Raw genomic sequence first — 14,454 nt, forward strand, 5'->3', positions numbered from 1 at the left:
GGGTACCTTATTCCTGTTCCTTGCTTGCTTGCTGGTCCACTGTACGGACAGACCGGGGACGCTCGCCACGCCGGAGGGCCCGGGTCTGGCGCTCGGCGGTCCGGCTGCCCCGGCGGCGTTCGGCCTGACGGTCCCGGGCTGCCTGACGCCGCAGCCTCTTCGCCTGGCGGCGCCGCCGGCGGCTGGCCCGGGCCTCATGCACCAGGGAGCGCGGCGAGTACTTGGCCCGGAAACGGGCCCAGCCTCCCACCGAGTCCCGCATGCCGGTCAGGTTCTCGTCCACGCGCGCCCAGTAGTCGGCCACCTGTGCCTCGCTCGGTTCCCCGGGGCCGAAGACGGCCTGGTCCGCGCGGCGGGCCAACAGCGTGGTGCCCGCGGCCGCCGTCGGGAAGCTCCCGGCCAGCAGGCCGGCGTGTTCGCGCCGGGTGCCCGAACCCTGGGGCTCGGAGCCCAGGTCCGTGGCCAGGGAGAGCACCTCGGACCACCCGCCCGAGACCTGTTCGGCGGGGGTGTCCGCGGACCGGCGCCGCTTGCGCCGGCGGGTCTTGAGGATCGCGATGATGATCAGCGGGATCAGCAGGATGATCAGCGGGATCAACGAGTAGGCCACGATCATCACGAGCTGGCCCCACTGGTCCCACCAGGAACGCTCCTCCTGCTCGGCGTCCTGGGGCTCTGGTGCCGTGTCCGGGGGCAGGTCGGCCTGCTCCTGGGGCGGGGGCGGGGGCTGGAGCACCTGCGGCTTCGGGGTGGACTGGGGCTCCTGCTGCGGCGGGGTGGGGACGTTGTCCTTGTCCGGGGTGGGGTCCAGGGCGATCCAGCCGATGTTCTCGAAGTTGACCTCGACCCAGGCGTGGACGTCCTTGCCCTTGATCTGGACCGGGCCCCCGTCGGCCGGGTGGTTCTCCGGGTAGAAGCCCATCACCACGCGCGCCGGGATGTCCAGGGACCGGGCCATCAGGGACATGGCCACGGCATACTGCTCGTCATCCCCGATCCACTGTTCGGCGTCCAACAGCTGGGTGATCCGGCCGGCGTAGTGACCGGAGAGCGAGGTGACCTCCCCCTCGCGGCCGTTCGAGAACGCGCCGGACTCGTGCAGGGTGGAGGCCAGGCCGCTGGCGATGGCGAAGGGCTGGTCCTGGTTGCCCGTCAGCTCCGCGGCCTTCTCCGGCACGATCTGTGGCACGCCGGTCAGCTCCGGCATGACGAGCTCCCCGAAGTCCTGTCCCTCGAGCGCCTCCGGGGCCACCTGTACCGGGAAGACGACGTCCGCGGAGTAGGAGTCCCCCTGCTGCAGCGGGATGGTGGACAGGGCGGTCTCATTGCCGTCGTTGTAGTACAGGGACTGGGAGAGCTGGTCCGCCCGCGGTCCCTGGAGCTCGGCGCCGTTGAGCTTGCCGCCGCCGGGCAGCCACACCCCGTTGTAGGCCTCGATCGAGATGTCCAGGGTGCCGGAGGACCGGTTCGGGATCTCGGTGTCCGAGGTGCCGGTGAGCTTGGAGGCGTCACCGACGGGCGAGAAGTTGCCGCCGGACTGCGGGTTCACGTTGTAGACCATGCCGTCGTAGGCGTCCAGGGCGGCCAGCCGGACCCGCTGGCCCTCCGGCAGTCCGTCCACCGTGAACAGCACCTCCTCGTGCTGGTCCTTGACGTACTGGCGGAACTTCATCAGCGGACTCGGGTAGTCGAAGAGCTCGATCGGAGGGTCCACCACGTCCCGCAGCACCTTGCGGTCCTGGCCTTGCAGCAGCAGCGGCGAGGCCGCGGCCGTGAGCAGGCCGGCCACGGCCAGCACGGCGGCCCCCATGCCGACCCGACGCCACAGCATCCTGCGCGCTGTGGCCGGGTTGGACACGGTCGTCGTATCGGCACTGTCCCGGGAGGCGCCCGCCTGGGTCCCCTGCACCCGCATCCGGTGGTGCCGCCAGGCCAGCCAGGCCACGGAGGCCATCACCAGCACCATTCCACGCACCAGGGCCATGGGCGCGTCCTTGGTTCCGAACATGATCCCGACGGCGGCCAGGGCCAGGACCGGGATGATGGTCCAGTAGGGCAGGCGGACCCGCCACGCCAACAGCCCGGCCACCAGGGCCGTGAGCATCCCGGCCAGGTACGGGGCCACGAGCATGCCGCCGTTGATGCCCACGGGGGCGGCCACCGTGAGGATGTCCTTCCACGCCGTGACGGGCCCGGTGAGCAGGACCATCAGGGCGTCCAGGCTCGGCAGGAACCCGGCGGCGGCCTCCACGGGAGCCGCCAGCGCGAAACCGAACACCAGGTAGGTGAGGACCGCCGCGCCGGCGGTCCTCCAGACGTTCCAGCGCAGGTGCGCGCTGGCCAGGGCGAGGCCCAGCCCGAGCACGATGCCGCCGAAGCCGGCCACCACGTAACGCCAGCCGCCCGCGAAGGTGTCATGGAAGCCGAGCACGCCGAGACCGAGCAGGAGCACCAGCACGGCGGCGTCGACGCCGATCTGGGTCCAGGTGAATCCGTGCCGCAGACCCCGCGGGCGGGGCTGCCTGGGCGGGCGGGGCCGCGTGGGCCGCTGGCCGGCCGCCGCGCGGGCATCGGTGCGCCGGGTGGGCTTGCCGCGGGCCATCATGCTGCCGCCTTCCGCAGGGCCAGGCCGAGGTCCTGGAGGTCACCGATCGAGATGACGGTCAGGTCGCCGATGTTGGCGCGCTGGGTCTCCAGGCCGTGGGCGCAACGGATGGCGAAGGCCCGCACGCCCGGGGGCACGTGGTTGGTGGCCTTGCGCAGCTCACCGGCGTTCGGCTGATCGCCGGTGATGAGGAAGAACACTGAGGCGTTGGGGACGTGGTCCGCCGTCTCGCGGGACACGTCCACGCTGGTCTTTCGCAGCGGCCTGCCCTCGATCCGGGTCATGTCATCGAGCATGTTCCGCCCCGTCTCGGTGTGCACCGGCCCCGCGTGGGTCCGGATGGACAGGTTGCGCTGCTCCTTGAAGGCCTCCAGCCCGATGGAGGCGGCCACGGAGATCGCCAGCTCGAAGTCGTTCTCGGTGGAGTACTCGGAGGTGTTCGTGGACAGGGCGATCGCCAGGTGGGCGCGCCGGGTCTCCTCGAACTGACGCACCATGAGCTTGTTGGTGCGGGCCACCGTCTTCCAGTGGATGTGGCGGCGGTCGTCCCCCGGGACGTAGTCACGCAGGGCGTGGAAGGAGACGTCCGCGCTGGAGAGGTCCTTGGTGGGCAGACCCTCGAGGTCGCGGATGAAGCCGGCCGAGGACCCCTGGAGGGCCACCGTGCGCGGGTGGACGAACAGCTCCTCCGGCTCGGTCCACTTCAGCTGGCGGCGCAGCAGGGCCAGCGGGTCCTGGCGCACGGAGCGCACCGGGCCCACCGTGATGACGGCGCGGCGGTTGGTCGGGATGGTGAAGAGGTCCTCGTGGACCGCCCCGGAACGCATGCGCGGCAACTGGAAGACGGCGGTGGCGCGCCCGACGGGGAGCTCCATGGCGGCCGGCATCAGCGCCTTGTCCGCCGTGTTGGTCACCTCGATGGCGCCCACGGCGCGGTCCCCCACGGCCACCCGGGAGCGGGCCAGGTCCAACACCACCCGGTAGGAGGACCGGCCGAGGATGAACCCGATGGCCAGCAGCAGCAGGAAGACGCCGACCAGTCCGGCGATGAGCGCCTCGGCCCACCCGAACACGAGCCCGACGATCCAGGCCCCCACGGTGATGGACAGCACGAGCCACCCCAGGGGGGAGACCACGTCCAGGACCGGCTGGACGGACCGGCCCCACCAGGAGGTCGCGGCCTCACGGGCCGGCTCCGTGGTGACGGCCGTCGACTCCCGCAGTCGGCGCCAGCGGTGCTGCAGCTGCTCGGAGGTCTGTTGCGCCCTCTGCCCGGCGACGGCGGCGGTGCGGGCCCCGCGCCGGCGGGTCGGCCGCGGTGCCTGTTGGGACCGTTGCGACCGTTGCGACCGTTGCGAACGGCGCGTTGGGGGTGATGACTCAGTGCTCATGCGGTGCGGTGAACCCTCAGGCGCCGGTGGCGGAGGAGCCGCCACGATAGACGGTGTCCTCGTTCGCCTCGTCAGCGGCGGACGGGCCGGTGCCGGACTGCGCGGCCCCGGCCATGGCGGCGGCGGGCGCCTCCGCTCGGTGCTGCGGGGCACCCACGGTGGCCAGGACGCGGGAGAGCACGGCCTGCGGCGTGGCACCGGCGAACTCGGCCTCCGGGTCCAGGACCAGCCGGTGGGTCCACACGTGCGGGGCCAGGTCCTTGACGTCGTCCGGCAGGACGTAGTTCCGCCCCTCCGAGGCGGCCCGCACCTTGGCGGCCCGCACCATGGCCATGGCACCGCGCACGGAGACGCCCAGGCGGGTCTCGTCCGCGATACGCGTCTCCTCGGTCAGCTCGGCGATGTAGTTCAGCACGGCGCCGTCCACGTGCACCGTGGTGGCCAGCTCCGTCATGTCCCGGATGGCCTGGGTGGTGATGATCGGGGAAAGCCCGCCGGAGCGGTCCTTCTGGGCGGCGCCGGAGAGCAGCTCCACCGTGGAGGCGCGGTCCGGGTAGCCGATCGAGGTCTTGATGAGGAAGCGGTCCAGCTGCGCCTCGGGCAGCTTGTAGGTGCCGGCCTGCTCGATGGGGTTCTGGGTGGCGATGACCATGAAGGGCCGCTCGTTCGTGTAGGTGATGCCGTCCACCGTCACGCGGGCCTCCTCCATCACCTCCAGCAGGGCCGACTGGGTCTTCGGCGAGGCGCGGTTGATCTCATCCGCCAGCACGATGTTCGCGAAGATCGGTCCACGGTGGAACTCGAACTCCTGCGACTTCTGGTCGTAGATGGTCACGCCCGTGACGTCCGAGGGCAGCAGGTCCGGGGTGAACTGGATCCGCGAATGGGTGCCCTTGACCGTGGCGGCCAGCGAGCGGGCGAGCATGGTCTTGCCGGTACCGGGCGCATCCTCGAGCAGGACGTGGCCGTCGGTGAGCATGGCCGTGAGGACCAGGGAGATGACGTCTTCCTTGCCCAGGATGGCCTGGCCGATGTTGTCCGAGATCTTCTCGAACGTCCCGGCGAACCACTCGGCCTGTTCGGTGGTCATGGTCATGGGTGTTGCTCGCTTTCGTGGTGCTTCGTTCAGTGCTGAGTGGTGGTCGGGGGGGCGGATGGCGCGCCGGTTCCTACCAGGGGTTGATCCGGTTGGAGTCGGTGCTGCCGACCTTCGCCCAGACCTGGGATCCGTTGGACATGGCGCCGTGCCAGCAGTTGATCATCTTGCGGGCGCTGCCGCTGGACGGCACGGAGATGGAGTGCGTGCTGTTGTTGAACCGGTGCGCGCCGCCGTTGCTGGTCCAGCACTGCACCTCGTGGGTGCCCGCCGGGAAGTCCTGGACGGACACGTCGAACTTCCGGCAGTCGATGTTGCAGCCGGAGACGCTGACCGGGTCGCCGGCACGCAGGGTGGCACTCGGGTTCGGCGGAGGCGGCGGGGCCGCGTCCGAGACATCCGAGGCAGACCACTGGCCGGACTGCTGTGCCGAGGAGCTCAGGGTGGTCTGCACCTTGACCACCACGGTGGACCTCGTCGAGAACCCGACGTTCTTGGTGTAGGAGCCCCTGGCAGCATCGACCTTCTGCCCGTCCACCGTGACGGTCATGGTCAGCCCCCGTCCGTTCTCGTAGTCCCTGACGTTGGGGTTCCAGGAGAACGAGACCTTCTTCTCGCCCCCGCTGGCCTTGACGTTGGACGCGTTCCTGATCGGTCCGTACGCGCTGTTCTGATTGGAGGCACTCGAGGGATCGCCGGCGCCGGCGGCGTTGAGCGCCCGCACCTTGACCGTCACGTTCTTGCCGTTGCTTCCCACGTTGATGGTGCTGCCCGGTCCGTTGAAGCGCTGCCAGTTGCCACCGCTGACCTGATACTGATACCCGGTGATCGGCGAGCCGTTGGCGGAGCCGGCCGTGAAGTCGACCTTGATCTGGTGGTTCGAGCCGGTGGCGCTGATCGACGGCGTCGAGGGGGCCTTCGGCCGCCCGTAGGGGGTGACGGCGGTGGAGCGCGGCGAGGCCTCGGAGGTGCCCACGCGGTTGGTGGCCTCCACCGAGAACGTATAGGAGGCGGTGGTCTTCAGGCCGGTGACCTGCTGCGAGGTGCCGCTGGTGTCGATCGACTTGAGCAAGGAGCCGCCCTCGTACACGTTGAGCGTGTATCCGCTGATCGTGGCGCCGTTGGCGTTCGGGGCCTTCCAGCTGACATTGGCCACGCCGCCGTTGACCGCGGACTCCGCGCGGGACGCCGAGGGCGCCAGCGGCTGCATCGGCAGACCGGCCGGGGTGATCGAGGACGACCAGCCGGAGAACTCGCTGGGCCGGTCGGCGTCGTTCACCGCCTGGATCCTGAACTGGTAGGCGGTGCCGTTGGTCAGCCCCTCCCACGTGGTGGAGGTGCCGGACACGGACTTCTGGGAGATGCCGTTGGCCGGTGCCGGGGAGATCTCCACGGTGTAGGAGGTGATGGGCGAGCCGCGGTTGACCGGGGCCGTCCACGTCAGGTCGATCTTCTTGTCTCCGTCCGTGCCCTTCGGCGGGGCCGGGCGCTCTGGCTCCACGTCCGGGCGGGCCGGGGCGGAGGCCACGGAGGGATCGGACTCGCCGACCTCGTTGGTGGCCGTGACGGTGAAGGTGTACTCCTGGTTGTTGGTCAGGCCGGAGATGGTGCACGTGGTGGCGGCGCACTCCTGGTTCACGCCGTCCGCGGTCACGGTGTACCCGGTGATGGCGGCGCCGTTGTTGGCCGGGGCGTCCCAGGTGAGCACCACCTCGGAGTCACCCACCGAGTCCACGCGCGGGACGCCGGGGGCCTCGGGCGCACCCTTGACGTTCAGGGTGATGGTGCCCTGGACCTGACGGTCCGGGTCCTCGGTCATGTCCTGCACGGAGTACTGCACGGTCATCTGCCCGACAAGGTCCTCGCTGGGGGTGACCACCACGGAGTCACCGGAGACCACCGCGGTTCCCGAGCCACCGGAGACGTCGGTGCTGACCAGCCTCAGATCACCCTCCCCCTCGAAGGGGTTGACGTCATTGGCCAGCACGGGCACGGTCTCGGCCCGGCCCTGGTGGGCGTCCGGGACGGTGTCCGGGTTGGCCACGGCCAGGGGGCGGTCCGAGGCGTTGACGGTGAGGGTCACCTGGGCCGGAACCGGATCGGACTTGCCGTCCGTCACCGTGACCTGGACGGTGCCGCGGGTCCCCTTCGGGGTCTGGGCATCGGCGGAGGCGGTGAGGACAGATCCCTCGAGGTTCACGTCCACGCCGTCGATCGAGGACTCCCCCACCGCGAAGGTGAGGTTCTCGGCGTCGTCCGGGTCCGGGTCAGAGGCGGCCTGGGCCAGGTCGAGGCGGGCGGGGTCGCCGCCGGCGGCGACCTCCATGGTGTTGGACTGGAACACCGGTGGCTTGTTCTCGTCCGGGCGCGGCAGCACCCGGACGGGCTGGGTCAGCACGGCCTTCAGGCCCTCGGCGTCATCCGGCCCGGAGCCGTCCGTGACCTCGAAGGTCACCGAGGCGGCACCGGAGAAGTCGGCCGGAGCCGTGAAGACCAGCTCCGTGGCGGAGCGGACCAGCCCGCCCTCGGACTGCGGCGAGGAGGACACCTTGGACTCCTCGGTCAGCCGGGGCGACGTCCCGTCCCGGACCACCACGAGGTCGTTCAGGTTCAGCGGCAGCTCATCCCCGGCCGTCACCTCGATCGGCGCATCGGAGCGCAGGGTCGGGCGGGCCTCCCCGGCGCCGGGGACGATCACGAAGGCGTAGGACGATAGGTCGTCGGCGTCCGTGAGCCGGTAGGTGATCACCTGCGGATTGGACTGCACGGGCACCACCAGCTGGTTCTCCTCGGTGAGCGTGACGCCCTCCGGGCTGTCCGGCAGGTCGACCGCCAGGTCGTCCGGGGTGCCGTCCGGGTCCTCATCGTTCTTGAGGATGTCCACCGTGACCTCGTCCTGGTCCACGGTCTCCTGGAAGGACACGCGGTCGTCGCGGGCGATGGGGGCACGCAGCGGGGCATCTGGATCGGACTCGACCGTCAGGGTGCCGGTGTCCTGGCCGCCGCGGCCGTCGGTGATCGTGTAGCGCACGGAGGTGAAGCCGGCCTCGGCCGGGGAGGTCAGCAGGATGCGGCCGTCCACCAGGGCGGCGTCCGAGCCCTCGCTGGCCTCCAGGGTGTCCACGAACCTGAGCTCGTCCCCGTCCGCGTCCGTGTCATTGGACAGCACGTCCACGGCCACCGGGCGGTCCGGGCGGACCCGGATGGAGTCGTTGACCGCCACGGGCGGGGTGTTCTCCTGGGCCACCGGGGCTATCCCGACCATCACGGTCCCGGTCGCGCGCGCCCCGAGCCGGTCCTCCACCACGTAGGTGAACACATCGGTGCCGGTGGCGCCGGCCGTGGCCGTGTACTCGATCGAGTTGGCGGTGACCTTGGCCGAGCCCTTGGTGGGCGGGCTCTCCAGCTGCACCAGGGACACGGAGTCGCCGTCCGGATCGATCCCGTCCAGCGGGATCGGCATGGCCACGGTCTCGCCGGAGAACACCCGGCCCTGAACGGTCTGCGGGGTCGGCGGGGAGTTGTTCTCCAGGTCCAGCTCATTGACGTGGAACGTCACCCGGGCGGAGGCCTGCTGCCCGTCCGGCCCGGACACGGTGTAGACGGCGGAGACCGTCTGGGCCTCCTGGCCGGCCCGGAAGCGGATCTTGTTGTCCGAGACGGACACCAGTCCGTCGGCGGCGTCCACGCCCTCGGCCAGCTCCGGCTCGAGGGTCAGCTCTGCGTCGTTGGGGTGTACGTCGTTCTCGAGGACGGGCACGGTCACCACATCACCGGCCCGCACCACGGCGGTGTCCGGGTTGGGCCGCGGCGGCTGCATCGTCTCGGGGGCCGGGATGGGGATGACGGTGACCTCGCCCTGGGAGGCTGCGGTCCCGTTCGTCACCGTGTAGGTGAAGGTGACCGGTTCGGTCATGCCCTGCTGGTCGGTGATGCGCAGCACCGCATTGCGCTCCACGGACACGTTGAACGGGGCGTCGTCCGGGACGTCGACCTGCTGGGCCACCAGCACGCCGCCCTCGGGGTCGGTGTCGTTGCCGAGGATGTTGACGAGCACCTCGCCGTTGGCGGGCAGCAGGGCCACATCACGCACGGCCACCGGCGCACCGGCGTTCTGGTCGGGGTCCTTGACGTCCACCCGGATCAGTCCGGGGGCCGAGGAGGGCCCGTTGGTGGCCACGTACTTCAGGTAGAAGGTCTTCTCCTGGTCCGAGCGGAAGGACACGGTGCCCGTGTCCGAGTTCATCTCGGCCTCGGCCCCGGAGACGGGGTCCACGTGGGCCAGCCGCAGTTCGCCACCGGTCGGGTCGAAGTCGTTCTCCAGCGGTGAGAAGGTGGCCTCCTCCCCCACATTGACGGTCACGTGGTCCGTGGCGGTGATCGGCGGGGCCGCGCCCTTCGGCAGCACCTCCACCACCACGCGGCCGGTCTCGGACTCACGGCGGTCGGAGACGGTGATCTCCAGCTCCTTGGTGCCGTCCGACTTGCCCACGTCCTCGAAGGTCAGCACGCCGTCCGGGCGCACCCGGACCACGTCCCCGTCCTCGGAGACGGCGCCCATCAGCTGCAGGTCGTCCCCGTCCGGGTCCTGCCAGTCCGTGAGGATGTTCTGCGAGACCTCGGTGCCGGCCTGTACCCGCAGGGTGGTCACGCGCTTCTGCTCCGGCTTGGAGTTCTCGTCCTCCGGGACAACCCGCACGGTGGCCTTCGCCTGGTCCGTGCCACCGCGGCCGTCGTCCGCGGTGTAGGTGAAGTTCGAGGAGCCGCTGGCGTCCTCGGGGACCACCATCTGGAAGCCCGTGCCGTCGTAGATCTGCTGTAGGGTGCCCGTCTTGGGCTGGTCCCCGGAGAGTTCCGCGGTCAGCAGGTCCCCGTCCGGGTCCACGTCGTTGAACAGCACCGGCAGGGCGGTGGTGCGCCCGGCGCGGACGCCGAAGGAGTCGTCCTGCGCCACCGGCTTCTGGTTCTCCTCCTGACGGTCGGGGAGTTCGATCGAGTCGGTGATCTCGTCCGACTCCTCCTCCTCCTGCTCACCCTCCCCCTTCGGCGGCTCCAGGTCGGACCAGTTGTTGACGATCTTCATGCCGTCCGCCACCAGCCAGGTGTTGCCCTGGGTCATGTCGTTGAGGACCACCACGTCCCGGTTGACCCGGAAGACCATCTCGGCCTCGGCCGGCATCTCCGGGATGCGCTCGGTGGTGTCCCGGGAGTCGTCGTCACAGTCGCGGTGGTAGATCCCGCTGCCCTGCCACGCGGCGTGGGTGCAGGTGCCCACGCGCACCGGCTGGATCGGGCTGCCGGTCTCCTCCACGGGGGTGTACAGCGCCTCGCCGCCGCCCAGGGGCACGGTCGCGGTCTTGTTCGCCAGGGCGACGACGGTCCCGGCGGCGTCCGGGCCCGGTGCCTGGAGCTTGCCCTCCTGGGGGTCGACGACGGCCGAGGAGTTGCCCTCGGAGGTCACCAGGGTGCCGGAGGCGGCGTCGAAGACGACGCCGGTCTCCCCCACCGCCGAGATCTGCGGCTCCGCCAGTCCGGAGAGCCCGTCGACCTCGGTGGAGGAGATCTCCCGGAACCCGGCAGGATCGGTCTCCGCGCCGCCGTCGTCCTCCTCGGTGTTGTCCGGGTCCGCCGCGCCCTCGGGCGCCGTCTCGCCGTCCCCGACCGACTCGGTCTGGCCGGCCTGCTCGCGCAGCTCCTCGTCCGTCAGCGGACGGAAGCCCTTGATCAGGTCGGCGTCCAGGTCCGCCACCCACACCGTGTCATCCCGGCCCACGGCGGAGATCACCCGGCCCTCGGCCTCGTACAGCGGGTCGGCGGTCTCCGAGGACATGGCCCCGAGGTTCTCGGTGGTGGCGGCGTAGACGCGCCCTTGTTCGGCGTCCGAGACGGCCACGATCCGCTCCCCGAAGGAGAAGGAGGAGTTCGCCGGCAGCATCGTCTCATCGGAGAGCACGAAGGCGGCGGGGTCGATCGCGGTGGCCGCGCCCATCTCCAGGTCCCGCAGGTAGACCCGGTCCGCGTGCTGCGCCAGGTCGTACTCGGTCATGGTGGTGGCCACGCCACCATCCAGGGTCTGCGACTGGTAGTTGAGGTGGGCTACCTTGTTCTCCTCCTGGTTGACCACCCAGACGCCGCCGTCGTTGAGGTCCACGTCAGCGGTCTGGAAGCCCGGGTAGAGGATGGCGCCGGTGACAGCCACCGCAGAGACGCCGATGAGCGCCGTGGCCTTGAGGGCGCCCTGCCGCCCCGCGCCGAATCCAGTCCCCACGTTGTTCCCCCGTCAGCGAATGTGCCGGGCTGCTGCGCGTGTGCGGCGCAGGAGCCACTCGGGGGAGTCTACCGGTTCCGCTCATGGCACAAACCCGGTTTGGCCCCCTTCCGATGGGGAGAACTCCCCATGCGGGCCGGTTGCGGACACCGGGCCGGTCAGGGCCGGATCAGTCGACGACGAGCCCGTTTCCGGTGCCGGCCATCAGGATGGACGGGCGGATCTCGCCGAAGCCGCGGACCATCTGCGGCGGCTGCGGGACCAGCACGAACCGCTCGTCGCCCTCCAGGGCCATGGCCGTCATGGCGTCCACCAGCACGGTTCCCGGGTCCGCGAGCGAGGTCAGCCGGGAGGCCAGGTTCACCGTGGGCCCGTAGATGTCCCCCAGCCGGGAGAGCACCCGGCCCCAGACCACGGAGACGCGGGAGGAGGGCAGCACCTGGTCCTCAGACATGGCCCGGGCCAGCGCCAGACCGATCTGGGCGCCCGCCTCCGGGGTCTCGGCGTTGAACATGACCTCGTCCCCGATGGTCTTGACCAGGCGGCCACCGCCGATCGAGATGATCTCCGCGCACTTGGACTCGAAGCGCTGCACCATCTGGGCCAGGGTGCGCTCGTTCATGCGCCGGGACAGGGAGGTGTAGGAGACCATGTCCGCGAAGCCCACGGCGCGGGCCAGCGGGAGCGGGGCGTCGTCCTCGGAACCGTCCCGCCCCACGGCGCTGGCCGCCAGCCCGGCCTCCACCCGGACGGTCAGCCGCTGCAGGGCCGAGTTCAGCTGGCGCCGGTAGGAGTAGGCCATCACCTCCTCGAGGGGTTCGATGATCTCCGGCAGCATGCGCACCACCTCGCGGCGGGCCTGCGGGTCCGTCATCCCCTCGCTGATCTTGTTCTCCACCAGGGCCTCGATCTGCCACACCACCATGCGGTCCGTCATCTGGCCGATGGAACGGGTCAGGGAGATGGCGGTCTCCTCGTTGAGGATGCCTCGGCGGACCAGGTCGATCATGGTGCCGATGGCGTCCGTGTCCAGCTGGGTGAACGCGCGGGCCTCGTCCTTGACGTTGGGGAAGCCCAGGGCCCGCCACAGCTTGCGGGCGGAGACCAGGGAGACGCCGAGCTCGCTGGCCATGTCCCGCCGGGTCATGGTGCGGGAGCCGCCGAGCAGCTCCTTCTCGAGGGTGGAGATCGCCTGGGTCCAGGAGCTGGCGTCGTCCGCGTCCTGCAGGGCGAGGGCGGCCGTGGCCGTCGAGTCCGGCGGCGGCGTCCGGCGGGCCTGAGGGGTCTGGTCTATGGGCGGCACCGCCTCCATCTGCGCGGTGCGCGGGATCGGGCCGGCGGCCGGGCCGGCAGAAGAGTCGGAGAGGCCCTCGAGGAGCTCGCCGAGGTCGCTGTCTGCGGCGTCCAGGTCGAGGGGTCCGGGCAGCTCGTCCCAGTCGTCGACCGGTACCGGGTTGTCAGCGTTCTCAGCGTTCTCAGCCACGGTGAGCACGTCCCCTTCCACCCAGGATGCCGCGTGTGTTCGCCCCGGAGGGCGCGGGAGCCGGTGCCGGCCGATGCCCGGGTGGCATCGCCGGCGCCTGCGCCGGAGCCTGCATCGGTGCGTGCATCGGCGCCTGCGGGGCACCGCCTTGGAGGGCGATCTCCCGGCGCAGCGCGCCGACCTCGAGCAGGATCAGCTCCCGGAAGCGGACCGCCTCGGGCATGTTCGCCAGCACCCAGGAGCCCCCGGAGCCGTGGTCCACCATCAGGTCACCGGACTGGGACATCCGTTGACCCCGGCGTTGGCGCATCCGGACATCGTAGACGGAGAGCAGGTGCAGGGCACGCTCCCGGGAGGCTCCGATGCCGGTCCGTTGGATGATCCGGCGGGTGGTGAGCAGGGTGCGGCGGTTGAGCCAGCGCCAGGCGGGGCGCAGGCAGCCGAAGAACAGGGCGGCGGCGGCCAGGATCCAGACGATACCCACGAGCCAGCCACGGGCCTCCACCAGCATTCCGGGCAGGTCCGGCCGGGCCAGCAGTCCCTGCACGTAGCTGGTGGCCAGCGCGATCAGCATCAGGCGCAGGATGGGACCGGTCAGGGCGCGCGGGTGTGAGCGGGTGCGCACGCGCACCTGTTCACCGGGTGCCAGCTTCAGCCCCACCTCGTCACCACCCTCTCGTCCTCAGCGCGTTCTCACCGCGTTCTCAGCGGCGCAGGTGCACCACGTCGGCCGCGGACACCTCCAGCAACGCACCCCTGCGGGTGGTGCCCGGCACCGCCGTGTCCATCTTCCCACGGTCGGCCGGTTCCACGAGCAGGGTGCCGCCGGATCCCAGGCCACGGGCGGTTCCCGCCAGGGTGGAGCCGTCCGGCAGGTGCAGGGTCACCGCGGTGCCCAGGGTCGCCACCTGACGCACGACGTCGGCCGCGGCCGGGTGCGTCCCGTCCACCTCCCCGGGGTGGGCACGGACGGCGCGGCTGAAGGCGTCCAGGCTCGCTGACAGCGCCCTCAGCACGGCCTCGAGCAGGTCCGAGGCCGTGCTGAGGGCTCCCTCGGGCACCCACTCGGCGACCGACGTGGCTGTGGGGACGGGAGGGCCGCCGGGGCCGAAGTCCAGGTTGAGTCCCATCCCCAGCACGATCCCGGACTGGTCCGGCAGGACGGAGGCGAGCATGCCGCAGAGCTTGCGTCCGTCCTCGGCCAGCAGGTCGTTCGGCCACTTCACCTGTGCCGGGACCCCGCGGTCCTGCAGTTCGCCGCAGGCGGCGGCGGCGGCCACGAGGGTCACCCAGGTGTAGTGCTCCAGGTCCAGGTCCGGCCGCAGCACCACGGAGACCGCCAGGGCGGTCCCGGGTGGGGTGGTCCAGCCGCGGCCCCGCCGGCCGTGGCCGGAGCGCTGGTCCAGGGTGGCCGCGGCGGACAGGTGGGGCCAGTTCTCCGGCTGGGCCGCTGCCGCCGTCAGGACGTGGTCCTGCGTGGAGCCGGTGTGGTCCAGCCAGGTGATCGTCGGCGAGGGGGTCGGTGTGGGTATCGGGTCGGGGATCGGGGTGAGGGCCATAGCTCAGGTATAGCGCGTGGATCTGACGGTCCGGTCAACGCCACCGGATGTC

7 protein-coding genes are annotated in these 14,454 nt (G+C 71.0%); all 7 read right to left on the reverse strand.

The annotated features are described in order from the left end of the window. Window positions 1-7: 7 nt before the first annotated feature. The 7 genes from AB0K08_RS04855 to AB0K08_RS04885 all read right to left on the reverse strand — a co-directional run bounded on the left by AB0K08_RS04855 (window position 8) and on the right by AB0K08_RS04885 (window position 14,402). Window positions 8-2,605 (reverse strand): DUF3488 and transglutaminase-like domain-containing protein, encoded by a 2,598-nt coding sequence (locus tag AB0K08_RS04855; protein ID WP_363352230.1) that lies wholly within the window; start codon window positions 2,603-2,605, stop codon window positions 8-10. Further along, on the reverse strand, window positions 2,602-3,996 hold the full coding sequence (locus tag AB0K08_RS04860; RefSeq protein WP_363352232.1) for a DUF58 domain-containing protein: 1,395 nt from the start codon (window positions 3,994-3,996) through the stop codon (window positions 2,602-2,604). The genes AB0K08_RS04855 and AB0K08_RS04860 overlap by 4 nt, the downstream gene beginning before the upstream one ends. Before the next feature lie 16 nt (window positions 3,997-4,012). After that, on the reverse strand, window positions 4,013-5,092 hold the full coding sequence (locus AB0K08_RS04865) for a MoxR family ATPase (protein ID WP_363352234.1): 1,080 nt from the start codon (window positions 5,090-5,092) through the stop codon (window positions 4,013-4,015). Window positions 5,093-5,165: 73 nt separating this feature from the next. Next, entirely contained in the window at window positions 5,166-11,360 is a 6,195-nt protein-coding gene (locus AB0K08_RS04870) for an Ig-like domain-containing protein (protein WP_363352236.1), read from the reverse strand. 169 nt (window positions 11,361-11,529) lie between these two features. Next, window positions 11,530-12,843, reverse strand: coding sequence for an adenylate/guanylate cyclase domain-containing protein (locus AB0K08_RS04875; protein ID WP_363352238.1), 1,314 nt, complete (start codon window positions 12,841-12,843; stop codon window positions 11,530-11,532). Beyond that, on the reverse strand, window positions 12,836-13,504 hold the full coding sequence (locus tag AB0K08_RS04880; RefSeq protein ID WP_363352240.1) for a PH domain-containing protein: 669 nt from the start codon (window positions 13,502-13,504) through the stop codon (window positions 12,836-12,838). Before AB0K08_RS04880 ends, AB0K08_RS04875 begins: the two co-directional genes overlap by 8 nt. A gap of 43 nt (window positions 13,505-13,547) precedes the next feature. After that, on the reverse strand, window positions 13,548-14,402 hold the full coding sequence (locus tag AB0K08_RS04885) for a biotin--[acetyl-CoA-carboxylase] ligase (protein ID WP_363352242.1): 855 nt from the start codon (window positions 14,400-14,402) through the stop codon (window positions 13,548-13,550). Window positions 14,403-14,454 lie beyond the last annotated feature (52 nt).

Origin of the sequence: Citricoccus sp. NPDC055426, assembly GCF_040677445.1 — a bacterium.
Taxonomy (GTDB): domain Bacteria; phylum Actinomycetota; class Actinomycetes; order Actinomycetales; family Micrococcaceae; genus Citricoccus.